This is a genomic window from Streptomyces sp. BA2 (assembly GCF_009769735.1).
In the GTDB taxonomy this organism is placed as follows: Bacteria; Actinomycetota; Actinomycetes; order Streptomycetales; family Streptomycetaceae; genus Streptomyces.
In genome coordinates this window covers 6,003,793-6,024,104 of the sequence record NZ_WSRO01000002.1, presented here as the reverse complement: position 1 = coordinate 6,024,104, position 20,312 = coordinate 6,003,793, and the positions used below count along the sequence as shown (strand labels likewise).

Here is a 20,312-nt window from a genome sequence, read left to right as displayed (position 1 = left end):
CCGCGCCGTGAACGAGCCGGCCTCCGCTGCCGTGCGGCTGCTTCGCGCCGGGCGCACGCACCTGTCGGCCGTGCGCACGCACCTGCCGACCGGGCGCACGCACCTGCCGACCGGGCGCACGGAGCCGCACGCCGGGGGCGTCACGTTTTCCGCCGTAGGCACGGCTTTCCCCGGGGCGGGCGTGACTTCTAGCACGTTTTCCGTGCGCCCCGGCCCATGCCGCCGTACCCCCTTGCTTGCTGTGCGGGCGCACTGTCACGCTGCGCTTGTGGATGTCACGCACGCCCGCGCACTGGGGGACTCCACATCATTGTCCTGGCCGCCTCGACGCCTTGAGGGCGCATATGCATGACGACGGAGGGCAGCGGCAGGGACCGGCAACGCGGGCACGTCGTGAAGCCGCGTCCGTTCTCGGCCGGCTCGGGCATGCGAGGACCGGCCAGTCGGGCAGCCAGGAGCGCTCCGAAGCGGTCCTCGTGCTCGACAGCCACCTGACGATGAAGGTCTGGGACCACGCTGTCGACGACCTGGTCGACGAGCTGAACCGCGAAGGCGACTTCGCGCGCGTACGCGTGCTGCGCTTACGCGGCACGGACGAGACCGACCCCGCGCGCCTGGGCCCCGAGGAACCGCTCGGCAGCGCCGGAGACATGCGCCGGGTGATCCTCGTCCTCACCGACGGGCTGGCGGCCGGATGGCGGTCGGGCGCCGTCATGCCCCTGCTGCGCGCCTGGGGCCGCACCTGTCCCGTCGGCGTGGTGCATGTGCTCCCCCAGCAGCTGTGGTTCCGCACGGGCCTCGACGTCTGCCGGGTGCGGCTGCGCGCCGACCACGCCTGGGCGGCCAACAGCGAGCTCGACTGGGAGCTGCGCGAGGCCCCGGTGGAGTCACGCGACCCGGACGAACCCGAGGCCGAGGGCGACGCGGTCCTCGTGCCGGTCCTCGCCCTGACCAACCGCTGGGCCGAGGCCTGGACCCAGCTCGTCATGGGACCGGAGCAGCGGTGGCTCGAGATGTCCGCCATCCGGGCGCGGGAGTGGAAGCGCAGGCCCGACGCCGCGCGCGCCCTGCCCTGGACGGACGACGTCCCCGACCCGCGCAGCACGGTGCCCGCCTCCGAACGCGTGTCGGACTTCCGCGCCGGCGCCTCGCCCACGGCCTTCACCCTGGCGACGCGCTTATCCGCCGTCCCGCTGAGCCTCCCCCTCATCCGCAAGGTCCTGGAGACCACACCGGGAGCGGGCCCGGTGCACGCGTCGGAGCTGCTGATGAGCGGCCTCGTCCGGCCCAGCGGGGGACAGGGGGACGACGTCACGGATGTGGCGTTCTCCTTCGCTCCCGACATCCGCGAGGAGCTGCTCGCGCTGGGCCGCCGCAGCGACACCGCTCGGATCCTGCACGACGTACGCGCGCTGTTGGCAGGTGACGGCACAGGGGCCCCCTCGCTGCTCCCCTCCCCCGCCGAACCGCTCGACACCCTGGCCATGCCCCGGGTGAACAGTCGCAATATCGGTTTCCTCCGCGTGGAGCTCGCCGCGCTGAGAGCACTCTCCGGACGTTTCATGCAGCGCGCCGCCCTGCTGGCAGGGGTACTTGGCTGGCACGATCGTCGATACGCAGTCAGCCTGGAGAAAAGCGGTGGAACCCCCGTCTCTCGGCCCGATCCTGAAGGAGCATCGGTGATGTCGACTACGCCCCAGCAAACGATGGAGGGGGACCGCACATCACAGCCGCGCGTCTGGGGAAACCTACCGCCTCGGAACCCCAATTTCACCGGCCGGATGGCACTCCTCGAACTCCTCGGCGAGCGTCTGAGGGAAGGCACGACCACAGTCCTGCCGGAAGCGATTCACGGCATGGGCGGCGTGGGCAAGACCCAGCTGGCCATTGAATACGCATACCGCCATCAGGCCGAGTACGACATCGTCTGGTGGATTCCCTCGGAGCGGCCCGGCCAGATCGGGCAGGCGCTCGTGGAGCTGGCGGGGCGCCTCGGCCTGGAGACGAGCACCGAGGCCAATATCGCGGGACCCGCGGTGCGCGAGGCGCTGCGCGAGGGCCGTCCTTTCTCACGCTGGCTGCTGATTTTCGACAATGCCGATAATCCGGAACAGGTTCGCCATTACTTCCCCACAGGGGGCAACGGCACGATCCTGGTCACCTCGCGCAACAGGCGGTGGGGCCTGGTCGGCGGCTCTCTCGAGGTGGACGTCTTCACCCGCGAGGAGAGCAAGGAACTCCTGCGCCACTCCGGGCCGCCTCTCCAGGACGACGAGGCCGACCAGCTTGCCGAGGCGCTCGGAGACCTGCCGCTCGCCCTGGAGCAGGCCGCCGCATGGCGTGCGGAGACGGGCATGCCGGCGTCCGAGTACCTCCGGCTGTTCGAGGACAAGCGCACAGAACTCCTCGAAGTGGCCCCGCCGCCGGACTACCAACTGCCGGTCGCAGCCGCCTGGAACGTCTCCCTCGACCACTTGGAGAACCGCAGCCCGTCGGCCCTGCGGCTGCTGCAGCTCTGCTCGTACTTCGCACCCGACCCGATTTCGCGGTCCATCTTCTCCGGCCTGGGAAACAGCAGCATCTTCCCCGAGCTCGACGCGACATTGAACGACCCGATGCGGCTCGCGCGGGCCATAAGGGAGGTGAACCGCTACTCCCTCGCACGCATCGACCACCGTACGAACTCCATCGAGATGCACCGCCTTGTTCAGCTCGTCCTGAACAACCGCATGACCCCTGAGGAGCAGTCCCGCATGCGCCATGGCGCCCACACCCTGCTGGCCGCCGCTGACCCGAAATCACCGAACAACGCAGCCAGCTGGCAGCGCTACGCGGAGCTGTACGGTCACGTCATCGCCTCCGACGCCATCAAGTCCGACCAGCCGTGGGTGCGTCAGCTCGTCATGAACATCGCCAAGTACCTCTACTACTGGGGCGACCACGAGGTGTCGCTCGACTTCTCCGAGCAGGCCTGGGACACCTGGCTGACGATCTTCGGCGAGGAGGACCAGCAGACCGTCCTCATGGGCCAGTGGCTGTGCATCATGTACCGCGTCGTCGGCCGCTACGACGACGCGGCCGCCCTGGTGGACCAGCTCAAGGGCATCTACGAACGCACCGCCCCCGCCGACCGCGAGGACACCCGGGAAGACGCCCTGGACGCGATCCAGCTCGAAGCGGCCGTACGGCGCGTCGAAGGCCACTTCGCCCTGGGCGCCGAGCTGGACGAGACCGCCTTCGAGCGGGCCCGCCGCGCGTTCGGCGAGGACGACCCCACGACGATGAACATCGCCCACAACCTCGGCGTGAGCCTGCGGCTGACCGGCGAGTTCCGCCGCGCGCTCGAACTCGACCGCCACACCCTGGGGTTGAAGATGCGGCTGTTCGGCCGCGACGACCAGCGGACCCTGGTCACGGAGAACTCCGTGGCCATCGACGTCCGCGAGACCGGGGACTACGTCGGCGCCCGCGCCCTCCAGGAAGCGGTGCTCGGCGCCTTCCGTGACGTGTTCGGCCGCGCCAACCCCTCCACGGTCGGCGTGATGCGCCAGCTCAGCGAGTCGTTCCGCAAGGAGGGCGACCACGCGCGCTCCCTGGAACTCGCCACCGAGGCCTACGCCCTGTTCACCCGGCGCTACGGCGACACCCACCCCCAGTCGCTCTCCACCGCGCTGACCCTGTCGGTGGCGCTGCGCCAGAACGGCGACCTCCAGGCGGCACGCACCCGCGGCATCAAGGCCTGTCAGGGCTACCGCAACATCTTCGACCCGCACCACCCGCACGTCCTGTCGGCCGACATCAACCTCGCGGTCACCTTGCGCCTGCTCGGCCAGCCCGACGAGGCGTGCAGGCTGAACGAGGCGGCTCTCACCTCACTCGCCGAACGGCTCGGCCCCGGCCACCCGATCTCGCTGGCCTGTGCGATCAACCTGGCGAGCGACCTGGCCGCGCGCTCCCACCACCAGGACGCGCGCAGGCGTGGCGAGACGACGCTCGCGCTCTGCCAGTCGACCTTCGGTCCCGACCACCCCACCACCCTGGCCTGCGCCAGCAACCTCGCAATGGACCTCATCGCGGTCGGGGAGGAAACCGCGGGCAACACGCTGCGGGCCGACACCCTGGAGCGCATGGAGCGCGTGCTCGACGCTCCCCGGATCCGCGAGGAGGCCGGACCGCACCCGGCGACCCTTCAGGCCAAGGAAGGAATGCGGGCCAACTGCGACATCGACCCGGTGTCGCTGTAACGCGAAGAGGCAAGGCCGGCCGCGGGCTTCGCGCCCGGGCCGGCCTTCTCTAGCGTCCCGTCGTCCCGCCCCGGCCCAGCCACTCGGCGAGCCGTACGGGGTCCGCGCCGTCGCCCGTGTCGGCCCGCAGCGCGTCCCGCATGGCGCGGGCCCGCTCCGGGTACCGGCGCAGGAGCCGGGCCGCGGCACTGCCGCCCTCGTCGTCCGCATCGCCGCCGAGCGCCCGTCCCAGGCCCACCCAGGCGGTCACGGGGCCGCCGTCGCGGGCCAGCTGGGCGGCGTAGGCGTCCCGGGCTCCGGCGCGGTCGCCGCGGGCCAGCAGGACGTCGGCCGCTTCGACACCCTTGATGCCGTCCGCCATGGCCGCGGTCTGCCGCCAGGTCCCTTCGGGCTCGCTGACGCGGTAGCGGGCCAGGATGGCCGCGACGTCGAAGTGTCTGCCTTCCGGGTCCGGGACGAGCTCGGGCTCGGCCGCCAGGGCGGCCGGCGGGCGGCTCTCCCCCCGCTGCCAGGCTCGTACGGCCTCCTCGACGGCCGTGACGGGAGGCCGCAGATGATGCGCGCGCCAGCGGGCCCGGTGGTCGGCAGCGGCTTCCCCTGCCAGCTCCAGCTCCCGGCCGGGCACCGCGTCGGCCATCCACTCCGCGCACCTCTCGCGCAGGGCCTCGATGACGCGTCGGCCCAGCGGCGTCAACTGCCCATGACCGGCGACCAGATTCAGCGTGGACCACACCTGGGCACGCCACAGCGCGAACTCGAAGTGGGCCAGCGGGGCGTACGCGGCGTCGGCGGCATGCCGGTGGGCACGCCAGAAGCGGGTGACGCCCGTGAAGGCGTAGATCCCCTGCATCAGGCCGCCCAGGGGCCGCGGGTCGTCGCGCCAGGGAGCGTAGAAGAGCTCGTCCGGCTGCTCCGGGTCCGATGCCGGGCGGCTCAGCGGTTCCAGATGCATGAGACCGCCGAGCTTCGTGTGCTGGAACTCGTGCACCAGCGTGGCAGCGAGCTGCGCCGCGTCGTCCGGGTGGGAGGCCGTGACGCTGCCGAACGCGTCGCCCGCTGTCCCGCTGTATGGCCGGAACCGCTCCCTGGCCGACACCGGCGCCACCGACATCAGCCCCGGGCGCATCGCGTCGGCGCTCTCCGCGTCGTCGCGCAGCAGGACCTCCCACGCGGCGGCCAGCAGCTTCCGCCAGCTCACGTCCTCCGAAGCCGACATGAGGGAGGGCTCGCTCGGGCGGGGGAACGTCCGGTAGGGGTCGAGCTCCTCCAGGGCCAGCCGCTTGACGCCGTCTCCGGACCCGACGCTCACGCGCCGCACCGCATGCCAGCCCGGACCGCTCTCCTGCCGGTCGCCGGGCACCGTCACTTCGCCGTTCCCGCCGATGACGCGTAACGACCCCTTCTCGGCCACGACTTCGGCCGTGCTCCACGGCTCGGTCACCGGAAGCACCGCGCATCCCAGCGTAGGCAGCGGCACGACGCCGCGGCGCACCGGAACGGTCATCGAGAAGTCCAGGCCGGCCCGTGCTCCCGCCGCCGCGGCCAGCGCCGACAGATGCCCGGTCACCACCCACAAGGGCGCGTCCTCGTACGACTTGCCCCTGAGCCGGCGCAACGCGAGCGAGAGCCACATGCCGGTGTGCGGGCACATGAGCACGTCCTCGAACGCCTCGGGCGACTGTTTCTGAACCCGCTCAAGGAGCGCCCAGGCCGCGTCCGGCGAGAGCGCCGCACCGAGGCCGAGCGGCGGGCCGCTCCGGGAGAGTCCGTCGTCCAGGGCCCGCAGCATCAGCAGCCGGCGGCTCCGCTCGGCGGCGAGCAGCTCGTCCACCACGTCCTTGCCGCCCTCGCCGCGCGCGAGAGCACGGGCACCGGCCGCCGAGAGCTGGTGGAACGACAGATCCGCAGATATCGCGGACTCACCCGCCATGGGCCCTCCACCGCACCGTACCGAGCTCCTCAGTCGATGCGGTCCGGGGGGTTGTACGACACGGCGATGGCCTGGGGGCCGTCAATGTGCCGCAGGAGCTGTTCCAGCGACACGGCGATGGCCGTACCGTCCATGGAGAGCAGCGCTTCAAGAGAAACCCCCGAGAGATCTACGAGATCGGACTCGACGGCAGGCATCGATTGCTCCACGGCTGCCAAGTCCCCTCCCGCGATTCCGTGCATGCGCCATCCCTTTCCCCCTCATGATGGCCCAGCACGGCACGCTGCGAAACCCCGCATCCGAGCCGTGCCCGACATCAAGTCAGCAGTATCGCTTGGCCAGTTGAGCCGCCTCACGGTCGAGGCGGGCCACTTCCATCGACTGCCCCTCCAGCAGCCGGACAGTCTCCAGGAGCTGATCTAGCGTGCCCCGGTAGCGCAGACAGGTGCGCACGACGCCGTAGATGTCCATCCTGAGCCTGGAGTCCCTCGGCCGGTTCGCAGCGATCTCCGCGTCGATGCTGGAGAGCACCAGACCCAGGCCGCTCGCGTCCTTCAGGGCCGGTACGTCCACCAACGCGTCGACGAGCCCCATCAGTTCACGCAACGGCAGGTCAGAGGGGAGTTCGGCCAGACTGGCGGGCGCCGCCACCCACTCCGGATCCGCTGCGGAACGGAGCCCTCCAGGCATGGGCAGACCCGCTTCCTTGTGCAGGTGTTCCAACTCGGCCGAGGAGAGCGCGCCGTACCACTGTTCCACCCTGCCGGCCGCGAGCCGCCCCAGGCCGTCCGAGCGGTGGTGGGCACTGATCACACCGATCACGGCACCGCCGGACCAGACCACCGCACCGGACATCCCCTCCCAGGGCGAACGCTCCGGTTCGGGGTCCGCGCGCGGCGCGAGAACGGCCAGTTCGAGTGTGCCCTCGCGGCGGTTGGACAGGACGGAGACGGTCCCCGAGACATGGCAGGAGTCCCGGAACTGGCTGGGGAGGCCGTCGTCGAGGAGGCGCATTCTGTCGTCCCGCAGCTTGAAACGGGGAAAGCCCATCGCGCTGACGGGAAGCACCACATCGGATTCGGGCACGGCGCCATAGCGGGGGCTCCCGACAGCCGCACTCCCGTGCGGCACGTTCGTGATCTCCAGGAGGGCCATGTCCACGGCCTCGGCGAGCAGCACGACGCGTACGTCGGCGCTCCACTCCCCCGGCAGATCGGCGTCGAAGCGCACCCGCACCGACGTCACGGGTCCCGCGACCACATGTGCGGCCGTCAGTACGGACCTTTCCCCCACGCGGTAGCCGGACCCGCGCCGTCCGGGCTCTCCGCCCGGCCTCTCCACCAGTATTTCGGCGACCCGCGCCGCCTCGAGACCCTCCGACGCCGACATGGTGTCCGGGCTCAGCGCTCGCGTGCGGTCCGGTCACCGCGGACCCAGGGCCGCTGATCGGAGCCGCGGACGCGGGGCTCCAGGCTGAGGGTGACGCGGTGGGTGGTGCTGTTCACCTGCTGGCCGGAGGCGCCTGCCTCGACGACCCAGAAGCGGATCTTGCCGTCCGCGCCCGCGGACCGCTGTACGACGAACTCCGCCTCCAGCTGCACGGCACCCAGCTCGAAACGCACTTCTTCTTCCTCGGCCGCGGCCATGGCGGCGGCGAGCTGCCCACGTAACTGCGCGATCATCTCGGCGAGTTCAATCACGCCGGGCCTCTACCCCCGGCGTGTCGCCTCCACACGGTGGAGGCGACACGAGGAGAGCCGAAGGGGCCGGCCGGCGCGACGACGGCCGGCCCCTGGGGGCAAGGTCAGCCGTTGCCCTGGCCGTTGCCGGACAGGACCGGGATGTCGGACAGGATGTGCGACAGCGGCTCGTCGCCCTTGGCCTGCGTCGAGTTCTCGGTGCACTGCTGGTTCTGCGGGGCCGACAGGATCGGGATGTCCTGGATTCCGATGTTCACGAGCGCGACGATCGACTGGATGTTCGCCTTGACCGGCACAGCGATGCAGGGCTTGTTCAGCGTGCCCTGGACGAGCGTGAGCTGGGGGCTCTGGTTGCCCTTGGTCGCGGAGTTGCCGAACGCCGTCTCGGACCCGTTGCCGCTCAGGGACGTCGTGCCCTGGTCGTCACCGATCGCCATGGCCTGGGGGGCCATTCCCGCCGAGATTCCGGCGACAGAGGCGGCAATGGCCGCGGATGCCCACAGCTTCTTCATTTTGATTCCCTTCAAGAGCGGGCTCCCTTGGCAGAGCCGCGTGATGATCAACTGCCCGACACGGTGATGGTTGCGACCTTCGACCCGGTTGGCCGAGTAATCAGACGGCCGTCAACGGCATTCCAGGGTGCCGCCCCGGACGGTCGCCGGGCTCCCGAACCTCGGCGGATCGCTCAGCCTGGCCTTCGAGTCGGGGGGCGTCAGGGGCCGGTCCCGGTTGATGGCCGCGAAGACCTTGCCGGCCTTGGCCCGGTCCCACTTGAGCGACCCGTTCTCGCTGAAGCCGCTGACCGGCACCGTGGTGAACTCCATGGACGACGCCGGGAGACGGCCCAGCTGTGCCGCGAGCGTCAGGATCTGCTCGGTGCTGAACCCCCGGTCCACCCGCGCGGCTCCGACCAGCGACCGGCCGAGCCGCGCTGCCCGCACCGGATCGGCCAGGACGTTCCCCGTACGTACGCTGCGCAACGCGCCCAGGAGGAAGCGCTGCTGGCGCTGGATCCGCCCGAAGTCGGCGCTCGCGTCCACGTGGCGGGAGCGGACGTACTGCAAGGACCGGCCGCCGCCCAGCAGGTGGCTGCCGGGCGCGAGGTCGAGCCTCGTGGTCCTGTCCTTGAGGGGGCGGGGCGTGCAGACCCGCACGCCGCCGACCGTCTCGACGCTGTCCATGAAGCGCCGGAAGTCGAGCTGCAGATACCGGTCGACGCGGACGCCGGTCATTCCCTCGACGGTCCGCACCGACAGCGCGGGACCGCCTTCCGCATAGGCGCCGTTGATCTTCCCCGGATGCGCCGGACGCTCCCGTCCCGTGGCCTCGTCCCGGTGCGCCGGAATGTCGGCGTGGGAGTCCCTGGGGAGGCTGACGACACTGACGTGGTCCCCGGCCTCGGAGACATGGACCAGCATGAGCGTGTCCGTGCAGTTGCAGGCGACTCCGCCCGCGTAGAACTTCCGCTTCTCCTTGCGCGTGATGGTGTCGCGGCCGTCGGTCCCCATCAGGAGGATATTCGTACCGCTTCCCTCGTCCGGTCGATTCTTCATGTCGCCGAAGGCATCGACGCGTTGGACTGGCAGCGGCAGTGCCGTGGCGTTTCCCATTCCAGCGGCAGCGGCGATCAGAAGGACCCCCGAAAGGGCGATACGCAGACTTCGAGCACGCCGGGATCCGGTCGGTGAGTAGAAGTGAGTGAGCAAGCTGAACTCCGCTGCGGGGGAACCGGGGCGAAGAAACGGTAAACCGCTCGACGCCACTGCGGAGCGCCGGATTTCGTGGCGCGCACGAACAACAACTCGTTCGCCCCAATCCGTTCGGTTTCCCCGGATTCCACATCTGGAACAGATGGCTCGACACGCTCGACACACGCCCGTCGATGGCGAGGGAACATGGCTGACTTCAAGCATCAATGGAAGCGGCAGGGCCTCATCCCGGTGAGCAGGAATTCTCCGGAAAGCCGCGTCGATGACCCCATCTTCACGTCGTTGCAGGATTTCTGGGAAAGGCAGGGGAAAACCGTTCCCGGGCGCCCCGACCAGGAGTGGCGAGCCCTCATGTCACGCGATCACTGGCCACGCGGCTGACGGCACGGGGGCGTAGAACGCGGCAGCGGGCCGCCGGTGAACGGCGGCCCGCTGTGCAATGCGTGGGGGATCAGCTGTTGCCCTTCCCGTTCCCCGAGAGGACCGGGATGTCGGAGAGGATGTGCGACAGCGGCTCGTCGCCCTTGGCCTGCGTCGAGTTCTCGGTGCACTGCTGGTTCTGCGGCGCCGACAGGATCGGGATGTCCTGGATTCCGATGTTCACGAGCCCGACGAGCGACTGGAGGTTCGCCTTGACCGGGAGACCGATACAGGGCTTGTTCAGCGAGCCCTGGATCAGCGCCATCTGCGGGCTCATGTTGCCGTACGTGGCGGAGTTGCCGTACGCCTGCTGGGCGCCGTTGCCACTGAGAGACGTGGTGCCGTGGTCGTCGCCGATGGCCATCGCCGACGGAGCTGCGGCGGCCGACATGCCGACGACGGAGACGGCAACCGCGGCTGCAGCCATACCCTTCTTGATCACAACTAATTCCCTTCTGGAGAAACCCCGTTCGCCGGAGCGCTCTGATTAACTCCACGCCCTGCGCTTAGTTGCTGCCATTCACTCCGATGGCCCAATGCGAGGCCGGCAGGGGCCCCAACCGAGTGAAGCCCCGAAACTCAAACTCGTGCCGACCGGTTGGTCAGCGCGCAGTGACTCGAGCTTCTGCCAGAAAAGGAACACACAAAATGATGAAGAAGGCTATGGCCACGGCGGCAGTTGCCGTTTCCGTCGTCGGTATGTCCGCTGCCGCGGCCCCGTCGGCACTGGCCATCGGTGACGACCACGGCACCACCTCCCTGAGCGGCAACGGATCCGAGCAGTCGTACGGCAACTCCTCGACGCACGGCGACATGAGCCCCCAGCTCTCCCTCGTCCAGGGTTCGCTGAACAAGCCCTGCATCGGTCTCCCGGTCAAGGCGAACATCCAGTCGATCGTCGCGCTCGTGAACATCGGAATCCAGGACATCCCGATCCTGTCGGCGCCGCAGAACCAGCAGTGCACCGAGAACTCGACGCAGGCCAAGGGCGACGAGCCGCTGTCGCACATCCTGAACGACATCCCGGTCCTGTCCGGAAACGGTGAGCTCAACGGCTGATCCGTCGACGTGAGGACCGCTCGGGCTGCTCGCCTGCTTCAAGCCGGGCAGCCCGGGCGCTTCTTCATTTTTGAATGCGGTAATTCGGGTGAATTTACTGAACGGTCGGAGCCGATGGTTTCTTACGGGCCCTCAACTCGTTTGCAGGCTGCGGGTCATGGTGCGAGACATCAATCAAGTGCTCGCTCGGTTTCGACTGCCAGATCGGCATGACCACAGAGAAGGGAACATCTGTGAAGCACAAGAAGAGCGCAACGATCATCGCTGGTGTCGTGATGGCCATGAGCATGGCGGCCCCCGCGTTCGCCGACGCCGGCGCCGAGGGTGCGGCCGTCGGGTCCCCGGGCGTTCTCTCCGGCAACGTCGTCCAGGTCCCGGTCCACATCCCGGTCAACCTGTGCGGGAACAGCGTGAACGTGATCGCCCTGCTGAACCCGACCTTCGGCAACACCTGCGTCAACGCCTGACGTAGCACCCAGCCACCTGGCTCTCTTTCATGGCCGGCCTTGGACCGTCGCTACGACTCCAAGGCCGGCTTTCCACTTGCTCAGAGGAAGACAACTAGATGCGACAGGTCATTGGTAAAGGGATGCTCGCGACCGCGGCCGCGAGCAGCATCCTCTCCCTGTCCGGTTCGAACGCGTTCGCCGCGGGCGGGGACGCCGTGGCGACGGGTTCACCCGGGGTCTTGTCGGGGAACAGCGTGCAGGCCCCCGTGGACGTGCCGGTGAACGCCTGCGGCAACAGCGCGAACGTGGTCGGCGTGGGCAACCCCGCCATGGGCAACAACTGTGCGAGCGCCGGGGCCTCTCACAAGGAGCACGCCGGCGCACCGGAGCGCTCGGCGGCGCAGGAGCGAACGGCCACCCGGACGGACGACGGGCCGGGGCACGGCCACACTCCGGAGAGGGACGCGTCCTCGGGCACGCACGCGGGCACCCAGTCGCTGGCCCGGAGCGAGGCCGGCAACTCGCCGGGCGTCGTGTCGGGCAACAACGCACAGGCGCCCGCGGACGTTCCGGTCAAGGCCTGTGGCAACACCGTGGACGTGGTCGGCCTGCTCAACCCGACCGCCGGCAACGGCTGCCCCAACGGAGCGGCCGCGCCGACTCCCCCGGGGCACGAGCACCAGACGCCGCCTTCGCACGACACCCCGCCTTCGCACGAGACGCCTCCGCGGGCCGTCGAGCCACCGAACGAGCGCGCCGTCCCGCCGGTGAAGGCCGACCAGCAGCAGCCGCAGTACGTCGCGTCATCGACCTCGATCGCTCGGCAGATGCCGTCGGCCGCCCACGAGGCGCCGCACGCCGCCACCGGGCTCGCCGCGACCGGAAGCGACCAGGACCTCCTGGCCGCCGCAGCCGCGAGCGCCGCTCTGCTGGTCGGCGGAGGGATCCTGTACCGCCGCGGGTTGGCCTCATCGCGCCGCTAGCACCCCGGACAAGCCGCTGGCGGGGAAGAGACACCCGAGGGTCTCTTCCCCGCCAGAGCGGGAGGGGGCCGGCCCGCGAAGGGGGGTGTTGCCGACCTACGGCGAAGGCGCCGACGGCTGGCGGAGGGCAACCAGGCCCGTCCCATGACGACAGAGTCCACCACCTGATCGCCATGGACGAAGAACCGATTCACCCGTTCGCCGACGGCATCACCTGATCGAGTTCCCGGGAGGCGAGGTTCCCGCTCGGTGCTTGACGGTCATGGGCGTCGAGCGGCCCCCGCCGCAGGCTGCGGCGAACGCCCCGTACCAGCCGACGCGCCGTGAAAGACGCCCCGTGCACGAAGCGCATGGCCGGGCCGAAGCTGGACGCCGTCACCAGACCCGCCAGGAACAGACCGGGGTACGAGGACTCGAACTCGACGGTGGCGTAGGGCTCGTCGGCGGCGTTCACCTCCAGGCTGCCGCGCACGTCCGGGGCCAGCAGTCCGAGGCGGGCGCTCGTGGCCTTGAAGCCGGTGGCCGCGATGACGTGGTCGGTGTCGAAGTCCGGACCCCCGCTCGCGTTGCGCACGGTCGCGAGCCGCACCCGGCCCGCCGCGACCGACGCCGTGACGACCTCGTGGTCGAGCAGCACCTCGACGCGTGACTCGACCCGGTCGCGCACCCACCAGGCCCCCGCCGGGCCGAGCGCCGACGCCGAGACGCGGGCGCGCGTGGCCTCGGGAAGCCGCCGGAAGCCGCCCGGCACCTCGGCGTAGAACCAGTTGCGCCATCCGCAGCCGAGGCCGCTGTGCGGAGCGCGGGCGGACTCCCACCACGGGCGCTTCCACGCCGGGGGCACGCTGTTCCAGCTCAGCCGGCGCGACCGGGCGAGTACCCGCACGCGTGTTCCTTGCTCGGCGAGGAGCGCCGCGGTCTCCAGGGCGGCCTGGCCCCCGCCGATCACGGTGACGTCCCGGTCGCGGAAGCGGTCCAGGTCCCGGTGGTGGCTGCTGTGCGAGACGTGCTCCGCGGCTAGCCCGTGCAGCGCCGAGGGGATCTCGACGAAGGGCATCACGCCGACGGCCAGGGCCACCGTGCGGCCGCGGACGGCCTGTCCGTCATCGGTGACCACCTCGAAGCCTCCGCGACATGCGCCGACCGACGCCACCATGCGTTCGTCGACGTCCGGTACGGCGTGCCGCGCGAACCACAGGCCGTACGAGGCGAACGTCTCCACGGAGATCGGCTCGCCGTGCCGGGCCCGCATCCCGCCCCGCTCGCAGTACGCGGCGAGGCCGTAGCGGCGCCGCGGGTCGGAGAGGTTCGACGCCCAGGGCTCCGACTTCAGGAACATCCCCCGCGGCATGTGGTCGCGCCAGGACGCCATGGGCCTGCCGAAGACGCGTACGTCGAGGCCGGCATCGGCGGCGTGTGACGCGATGGAGAGCCCGTAAGGACCGGCTCCGACAACCAACAGGTCGTACATCAGCGGCTGCTCGCTCTCTCGTCATCGGTACGGGCGTCGTCGGCGCGCCCTGAGCCGTCGGGCGCGCCCGCCTGGCGCACCATCCGCACCCGCACCCCCTCCCCCGGTGGCCCGGCGGGACGCACCGTCCGCCGCAGCCGGCCGAGCAGCCGCCGCGTGACATGCCGGCACCACAGCACCCACATGGCGAGCGCGGGCGCCATGTCGTCCCGGGCGTGCCAGGCAAGCTCACGGCGGTGTGACGCGGTGGAGGCCGGCCCCGCCGTCAGCAGGACGCGCAGGGCGGCCAGCGGGGAGTAGTTCTCCACGACGAACGAGCGGCCCGGGAGTACGGCGGCGGCCGGCAGCGGCCGATGTGTCATGTCCAGGTGCTGGGCGCGCACCACGTCCAGGTCGGCCCCGTCGGCGAAGAGCCGGAACTGGGCGCCGGGCCGCGGATTGAAGTCGAGCAGGCAGTGCTCGCCGGTCGCGGAGTCCACCCGGAAGTCGAGGTCGAAGATCCCCCGGTAGCCCAGCGTTCCGACCAGTCTCTCCACGCAGGACCGCAGGCCCGGGTCGGGCGTCCACTCGCCCACCGCCGTCAGGCCCGCCCCGCGCGGCCAGGCGCGGTGCTTGCGGCCTGAGCCGCCGCCGCGCACGGCCCCCGCACGGTCGGCGTATCCGTGGACGAACCAGTCGCGGCCGGGTCCGTCCGGCAGGAAGGCCTGCAGCAGGAGGCGGCTCCCCGCCTCCTCGCTCCGCCGGTGGAGCTCCTGGGCCTGACGCACCGACCGCACCAGGACCGTGCTGCGCAGATCCGTGCCGCCGGGGACCAGCCACGGGCGGCTCCACTTCGCCACCGCGGGGAGCCCCAGCTTCTGTACGGCGGCGGCTACTTGAGCCGGTGTTTCCGGCATGAGCGTCACCGGGTGGGGGATGCCGGCCAAGGCGCACACCTGGGCCAGTGTCGCCTTGTCGGCCACCCGTTCCGCGAGTCCGCTCGCCTGGTCCGGCAGGAGATAGATGTCGGCCAGTTCTTTCTGCAGGCGCCCGATGGCGAGGGCGCCCGCGTCGTCCATCGGAATGAGCACGGCCGGCCTGGCCACCCGGTGGGAGATGAGGCGCAGTACGGCGGAGATTTCCTGGAGTGACGCGCCCGGCGGCGGCGGAGGGTGTGTCTGGTGCAGATAGCGGGATCTGCGCACCGGGCTCTCCGCGGAATCCGCGGCCGCCACGTGCACCTCCACTCCCGCACGGCCCAATGACCGGACAGCTCCGAGCGTGCCGTGATGAAAAGGGTTCCGGTCGATCCGCAGCAGAACAGCGGGGACCCGGGTGTCGAGAGTTAGCACGGCCAAATTCTCTCAATTCGATCCCCCATGCGGGCGATGGGCACGCCCAAAGGATTAGGGGCTCGATTGGCGCAATAGGAATACATATGACTGAGTGTCAGTAGACGGAGGAGCAGCATGAGGAGCGGCCATGGCCTTGCAGAGACGCCGGACCAGCAGTAAACGGCCGGCATTCATTGCCACCGGAATCGTCGTATCGGCAGCGCTCGCCGTCGGCCCCGGCTACGCGTGGGGAGCCGGGCAGGACCCCGACCCGCCGGTCGCCCCGCCACCCTCCGAGGCGCCCGCGTTCGGGGCCTACCTCACCTACGGGCCCCAGGGCGTGGAGCGCATGGCAGAGCTCAGCGAATGGCTGGGCGGCGCCGAGCTGCGCGTGGGGCACACCTATCTGCCGGGCGACCGGTGGAGCAACATCGAGGGGGCACCGAACTTCCTGGAGAGCTGGGCACAGTGGCGGCGCGAGAAGGACGACCGGCTCTTCGTGCTCAACGTCCCCATGATGGAGCGCAACGAGGACCACGTCGGCGACTGGGAGGTCCGTTCGCTGCTCCGCCGCGGCGCCGCGGGCGATTTCGACCAGCATTACCGCGCCCTCGCCGAGCGGCTCGTGAAGCTCAAGGTGCCGGACACCGTGGTGGTGCTCGGCTGGGAAATGAACGGCATCACGTACACCCATCGATGTGGTCCCGACCCGGAATCCTGGAAGAAGTACTGGAAACGCATCGTCACGACGATGCGGTCGGTGCCTGGCCAGAAGTTCAAGTTCGACTTCACGCCGAACAGGGGCCGGGACGCCATTCCGTGGACGCAGTGCTATCCGGGTGACGACGTCGTGGACATCGTCGGCATGGACTCGTACGACCAGCCGACGGGCACGGATTTCGCCGAGCAGGTCAGCGAGCCGTACGGCTTGAGAAAGCATGTGGAATTCGCCAAGGCCCACGGCAAGGAGATCTCCTACCCGGAGTGGGGCCTTTTCCGTAACGGCGACAACGAGGAGTACATGCGGAAGATGCTCGCCTGGATGGACGAGCACAAACCGCTCTACAACACCGTCACCGACTACTGCCCGCACGGCGTGTGGCAGTGCGATGACAATCCCAAGTCGTCCAAGGCCTACCGTTCCCTGCTCTTCGGCCGTACGGGCACCGAGCCGACAACCCCGGAGCCGACGAAGCCCACGACACCGCCGAACTGTTCCCCGCTGAACCTGGGCGACTGGGTCGAGCACTGGCTGGGCGGCAAGCTGTGCATGCGCCTGGACTGGTACAAGCGGCCCTGATCAGGCGCCGGTCAGGGGCTGATCAGGACCGCTGCTTGCGTTCCCGGCGCTCCCGCAGGAGCTCCTTGCCCCGGCTGCGGGCGGCCGCGTCCCATGCGGCGGCCCGCAGCACGGGGGCGGTGCGCCTGCGGGCGAGGAGCAGCCGGTGGTTGGCGGCCTCCTCGGGGCGCCAGTGGTGCTTGTACGGTTCGTTGCCGCGCAGGAGGCTGAGCACCCGGTCGCGGTCGCCCTCGGCGTGCTCCGTGCAGGAGCTCAGGAGCATCGTCGCCACGTCCACCTTCCGCTCCCTCAGCCGCGGGTGCGCCCCGTACAGATAGCCGCCGACCAGGTGGGGCGAGAGCAGGGTCAGATCGGCGGCCACCACGGCGTCGTCGAGCCGGAACTCGGTGACCACCGCGTCGCCCGACCTGACCATGAGCCCCACCGACCTGATCAGGTGCTCGGAGAACCGCTCCTGGAGGTGCTCGGCGGTCACCTTGCGCCCCTGCCACTGGAGTTGGTGCAGGTGCAGGAGCGTGCGCACCGAGGCGTCCACCTCGTCGTGCCGTACGACCCGTCGCTCGACGCCCAGCCTGTCCAGCTTCCGGATCTTGGCGCGCGCCCGCTGGGCGCGCGGCGCGGGCAGCCGCCCGAGCAGTTCCTCCATCGACGCCGCGGGCAGCTCAAGGCAGAGCGAGTCCACGAGGCGCAGCCGGGGTCCGCGCCAGCGTTCGTAGATGCGCTCCACGGCGGCGCCCGACCGGACCTCGCGGAAGTCGATCAGTGCGCCGCGGGCCAGTTCCGCCAGGCCGTCGGCCAGCGCGTCCGCGGCCTCGTCGGCGAACGCGTCGTCGAGCAGCACGTCGGTGAAGTCGGAGATCGCGCCGCCCAGCGGCACGAGCGCCGGGAGCGGGACGTACGCGCGCATCAGCGGCGCCGCGGCGACGAGCTCGCCGTCCCTGCGCACGAGGACCACGCGGAGCCGCCCACGCCTGCCGTAGGAGAGCCACCACGAGTGCAGCCACGCATGGCTCTGGAACGGCGTCGCCGTCCCGCACCTGCGGTGCAGCCGGGCCCACGCCGCCGCGAGGCTCCCGAACTCCGCCTCGTCCGTGCAGAGTTCGACGGTCAGGGCGCTGTGGTCCACCGCCATCACCTGTCCCGGTCGAGATCGGCGGACTGCGCGGGGCCCGGCACCGGGGCCGGCGTCGCGCCCTCGCCGCGGCGGGGGCGCACGAGGAGGGCGAGCCCGCCGAGCAGGCCTCCCGCGCAGGCGCCCACCAGGGCGGTCATGGGCGCCGCCGCCGACGCGGGGTCGGCCGGCTTGACCGCGCGGGAGAGCTGCAGGAGTCGTACCTGGGTGCTGTCCTTGGTGTGGTTCGCGTTGTTGGTCAGGGAGCGCGACACCGCGTTGGCGATGTCGGCCGCCTTGCCGGGCTTGGCCGCGGTCGCCGAGATGGAGATCATCGGGGCGTCGGGCGACGTGGCCGCCCGCACGCTCTCGCGCAGCGTCTGCGGCGAGACGCCCGACTCCACCTGGGCGTCGCCGAGCACCGCGAGCTGTGTGGCGACCCGGCCGTACGCCGTGGCGAAGCCCAGCGCGGCGGTGGGGTCGGAGTCCTTCTGCGGGACGGCGATCACATAGCTCGTGGCGGTGTACTCGGGCGTCTTGACCACGCCGTACAGACCGCCGGTGAGGGCGCCGAGCGCGGCTCCCGCGGGCAGGAGCCACCAGGCGGGCAGTCGCTTGACGCGGGCCAGCATCGGGGCCGGTCCTGCCGGGCGGAACCGCCGGCTGAGGGTATCGGTCATCAGGAACTCACTCTCGGGGTCGAGCCGGAGGCAGCTGCCTCGTAGACGTGCATCAGCTGTGCCGCACTGCGGGTGATGCTGTAGTGGTGCGCCGCCTCCAGCGGGAGGCGCGGCCGTGGCCCCGCCGACCGGGCCCGCAGCAGCGCCCGCGCGAAGGAATCCGGGTCGCCCGTGACGCGCTCGGCGCCGGTGGCCGCGTCCGGCGGGAGGTCCTCGACAGCGGGGCACCGGACGTAGAGCACCGGCAGACCGGCGGCGATGCCCTCCACGACGGCGAGGCCGAAGGCCTCCTCGGGCGACGGCGACGCGAGGACGTCCATGGCGGCGAGGAGCGCCGGGAGGTCGGGCCCCTCCTCGGACGGATGAGGCCCCTGCCCGGACAGGTGAGACCCCTCCCCGGACATATGCGGCCGCTCCCCCGCGAACAACACGCGGTCAGCAACGCCCAGTTGGGCGGCGGCCACACGCAGCCTGGCCTCGTCGGGGCCGCCACCGACCAGCAGCACGCGTACGTCCCGGGGCAGCGCGGCCAAGGCGTGCAGCAGGACGTCGAAACGCTTGCCGGGGGCGAGGCGGCCCACCCCGCCGACGACGAACGCCTCGTCCGGCAGGCCCAGTTGACGGCGTGCGGCGATCCGGGCCCGGGGGTCGAAGCGGAACCGCTCGACGTCGATGCCGTTCGGTACGACGTGGATACGCTGCCGCGGCACCCCCCATCGGCTGAGCCGCTCGGCGACGGACGGGGAGACCGCCACCGTGGCCCGCCCCAGGCGCTCGCCGGTCAGATACAGCGCGCGGACGCCCGCGGTCAGCGGCCTCCCCTCCATCTGCGAGTCGCCGAGGGAGTGTTCGGTGGCCACGACGGCTCGCGTCCCCGCGAGGCGTGCGGCGATGCGCCCGTAGAGGCAGGCGCGGAACAGGTGGGTGTGCACGAGGTCGTATCCGCCGCCGCGGATGACCTTGGCGAGGCGTGGCACGGCGCCCAGGTCGCGGTTGCCGGACATCCCCAGGTGGATGACGCGCACTCCGTCCGCCGTCAGGCCGTCGGCGACCGGCCCCGGGTTGGTGAGGGTCACGACGTCACAGGTGGCGGGCAAGTTGCGCAGGAGCAGCCGCAGTTGCTGCTCTGCGCCCCCGACTCCGAGGCCGGTGATGATGTGCAGGGCTCTCATTCGGTCACCGCCGGTTCGCGGACCGTACGGCGGCGCAGCCGGTTGAGCCGCAGCTTCAGCTGGAGCCGCAGGGCGGTGTCCTCCTGCCCGATGTGGACGCGCGGCAGGGCGTGCACTCCGGTCAGGGAGCCCGGGGAGATCGCGCACGCGTAGCGGTAGCCGGCCGCTCGTACGGTGTCGACGACGCGCTGGTCGACGGTGCCGTACGGATAGCAGAAGCCCTCGACCTCGCGGCCGATGAGGTCGGACAGGGCGACCCGGCTGCCGCTGGTCTCCTGCCACAGCAGCCGGTCGCTCGCCCGGGTGAGGTCGACGTGGGTCAGGCCGTGCGAGGCGACCTCCATCCCCTCGGCGGCGGCGCGGCGGATGCCCTCCCCGTCGAGCAGCGGTTTGCGCGGACCCAGCGGATCCCACGCGTTGTCGCCCGCGAGGCGGCCCGGCAGCACGAAGACGGTGGCGTCGAAGTCGTAGCGGTGCAGGAGCGGCAGGGCGTTGGTGACGAAGTCGGTGTACCCGTCGTCGAAGGTGAGGCCGACCAGGTCGCGTCCCTCGCCACGGGCACGCGCCGTGAGGAGCCGCGACATGCTGACCCCGCGCAGGCCCTGCCTCCGCAGCCAGCGCAGCTGGGCCGCGAGGCGTTCGGGCGAGACGGTGATCTTGTAGGGGTCGTCCGCGCAGTTGTCCACGGAGTGGTACATCGCCACCCACATCGGCGCTTCGGGCAGCCAGTGCCGCATGCGCCGCGAACGGGAGGTGTCACCGAGTGCTGTG

19 protein-coding genes are annotated in these 20,312 nt (G+C 70.8%); 6 read left to right on the top strand and 13 right to left on the bottom strand.

Annotated features, from left to right (window positions below):
* Positions 1-344 precede the first annotated feature (344 nt).
* Positions 345-4,244: an FxSxx-COOH system tetratricopeptide repeat protein gene (gene fxsT / locus E5671_RS30030; RefSeq protein ID WP_160507015.1), complete on the top strand. Its 3,900-nt coding sequence runs from the start codon at positions 345-347 to the stop codon at positions 4,242-4,244.
* A 49-nt stretch (positions 4,245-4,293) separates the two neighbouring features.
* Here the strand turns inward: fxsT and E5671_RS30025 are convergent, their stop codons facing one another.
* The 6 genes from E5671_RS30025 to E5671_RS30000 form a co-directional block, all read right to left on the bottom strand.
* On the bottom strand, positions 4,294-6,174 hold the full coding sequence (locus E5671_RS30025; protein WP_160507014.1) for an HEXXH motif domain-containing protein: 1,881 nt from the start codon (positions 6,172-6,174) through the stop codon (positions 4,294-4,296).
* A 29-nt stretch (positions 6,175-6,203) separates the two neighbouring features.
* On the bottom strand, positions 6,204-6,371 hold the full coding sequence (locus tag E5671_RS30020; protein ID WP_160507013.1) for a hypothetical protein: 168 nt from the start codon (positions 6,369-6,371) through the stop codon (positions 6,204-6,206).
* 124 nt (positions 6,372-6,495) lie between these two features.
* The gene (locus E5671_RS30015) at positions 6,496-7,563 is read right to left on the bottom strand and encodes an effector-associated domain 2-containing protein (protein ID WP_160507012.1); all 1,068 of its coding nucleotides are present in this window, start codon (positions 7,561-7,563) and stop codon (positions 6,496-6,498) included.
* A gap of 11 nt (positions 7,564-7,574) precedes the next feature.
* Positions 7,575-7,874, bottom strand: a complete 300-nt coding sequence (locus E5671_RS30010) for a trypco2 family protein (RefSeq protein ID WP_160507011.1) — start codon at positions 7,872-7,874, stop codon at positions 7,575-7,577.
* A gap of 104 nt (positions 7,875-7,978) precedes the next feature.
* A complete protein-coding gene (locus tag E5671_RS30005; protein WP_160510499.1) occupies positions 7,979-8,386 on the bottom strand; it encodes a rodlin in 408 nt (135 codons plus the stop codon).
* Between the two features lie 111 nt (positions 8,387-8,497).
* Positions 8,498-9,427 carry an LCP family protein gene (locus E5671_RS30000; RefSeq protein WP_237330265.1) on the bottom strand — a complete coding sequence of 310 codons (930 nt, stop codon included), beginning with the start codon at positions 9,425-9,427 and terminating at the stop codon, positions 8,498-8,500.
* Positions 9,428-9,769: 342 nt separating this feature from the next.
* On the opposite strand from E5671_RS30000, the gene E5671_RS46470 reads away from it, so the two are divergent.
* Positions 9,770-9,964 carry a hypothetical protein gene (locus tag E5671_RS46470; protein ID WP_237330264.1) on the top strand — a complete coding sequence of 65 codons (195 nt, stop codon included), beginning with the start codon at positions 9,770-9,772 and terminating at the stop codon, positions 9,962-9,964.
* 70 nt (positions 9,965-10,034) lie between these two features.
* On the opposite strand, the gene E5671_RS29995 is transcribed toward E5671_RS46470, so the two are convergent.
* On the bottom strand, positions 10,035-10,445 hold the full coding sequence (locus E5671_RS29995; RefSeq protein ID WP_160507009.1) for a rodlin: 411 nt from the start codon (positions 10,443-10,445) through the stop codon (positions 10,035-10,037).
* 206 nt (positions 10,446-10,651) lie between these two features.
* Between E5671_RS29995 and E5671_RS29990 the strand changes: the two genes are divergently transcribed.
* The 3 genes from E5671_RS29990 to E5671_RS29980 all read left to right on the top strand — a co-directional run bounded on the left by E5671_RS29990 (position 10,652) and on the right by E5671_RS29980 (position 12,494).
* Positions 10,652-11,062: a rodlin gene (locus tag E5671_RS29990; RefSeq protein WP_160507008.1), complete on the top strand. Its 411-nt coding sequence runs from the start codon at positions 10,652-10,654 to the stop codon at positions 11,060-11,062.
* A 209-nt stretch (positions 11,063-11,271) separates the two neighbouring features.
* On the top strand, positions 11,272-11,529 hold the full coding sequence (locus tag E5671_RS29985; RefSeq protein WP_160507007.1) for a chaplin: 258 nt from the start codon (positions 11,272-11,274) through the stop codon (positions 11,527-11,529).
* Positions 11,530-11,627: 98 nt separating this feature from the next.
* Positions 11,628-12,494: a chaplin family protein gene (locus tag E5671_RS29980; RefSeq protein WP_160507006.1), complete on the top strand. Its 867-nt coding sequence runs from the start codon at positions 11,628-11,630 to the stop codon at positions 12,492-12,494.
* Positions 12,495-12,684: 190 nt separating this feature from the next.
* Here E5671_RS29980 and E5671_RS29975 read toward each other — a convergent pair whose 3' ends face one another.
* Complete coding sequence (locus E5671_RS29975; RefSeq protein ID WP_160507005.1) at positions 12,685-13,965, bottom strand: NAD(P)-binding domain-containing protein; 1,281 nt, start codon at positions 13,963-13,965, stop codon at positions 12,685-12,687.
* The gene (locus tag E5671_RS29970) at positions 13,965-15,296 is read right to left on the bottom strand and encodes an ATP-grasp domain-containing protein (protein ID WP_160507004.1); all 1,332 of its coding nucleotides are present in this window, start codon (positions 15,294-15,296) and stop codon (positions 13,965-13,967) included. Before E5671_RS29970 ends, E5671_RS29975 begins: the two co-directional genes overlap by 1 nt.
* 130 nt (positions 15,297-15,426) lie before the next feature.
* Here E5671_RS29970 and E5671_RS29965 point away from each other — a divergent pair, with 130 nt between their 5' ends.
* Positions 15,427-16,578, top strand: coding sequence for a glycoside hydrolase family 26 protein (locus E5671_RS29965; RefSeq protein ID WP_160507003.1), 1,152 nt, complete (start codon positions 15,427-15,429; stop codon positions 16,576-16,578).
* Between the two features lie 22 nt (positions 16,579-16,600).
* Here E5671_RS29965 and E5671_RS29960 read toward each other — a convergent pair whose 3' ends face one another.
* Genes E5671_RS29960 through E5671_RS29945 form a run of 4 tightly spaced genes read right to left on the bottom strand, consistent with a single transcriptional unit; the run spans position 16,601 to position 20,278 of the window.
* Entirely contained in the window at positions 16,601-17,710 is a 1,110-nt protein-coding gene (locus tag E5671_RS29960) for a GNAT family N-acetyltransferase (RefSeq protein ID WP_160507002.1), read from the bottom strand.
* A complete protein-coding gene (locus tag E5671_RS29955; protein ID WP_160507001.1) occupies positions 17,710-18,369 on the bottom strand; it encodes a lipopolysaccharide biosynthesis protein in 660 nt (219 codons plus the stop codon). The genes E5671_RS29960 and E5671_RS29955 overlap by 1 nt, the downstream gene beginning before the upstream one ends.
* Positions 18,369-19,541 carry a glycosyltransferase gene (locus tag E5671_RS29950; protein WP_160507000.1) on the bottom strand — a complete coding sequence of 391 codons (1,173 nt, stop codon included), beginning with the start codon at positions 19,539-19,541 and terminating at the stop codon, positions 18,369-18,371. Before E5671_RS29950 ends, E5671_RS29955 begins: the two co-directional genes overlap by 1 nt.
* Positions 19,538-20,278, bottom strand: a complete 741-nt coding sequence (locus E5671_RS29945) for a polysaccharide deacetylase family protein (protein ID WP_237330771.1) — start codon at positions 20,276-20,278, stop codon at positions 19,538-19,540. Before E5671_RS29945 ends, E5671_RS29950 begins: the two co-directional genes overlap by 4 nt.
* Between the last annotated feature and the right edge of the window lie 34 nt (positions 20,279-20,312).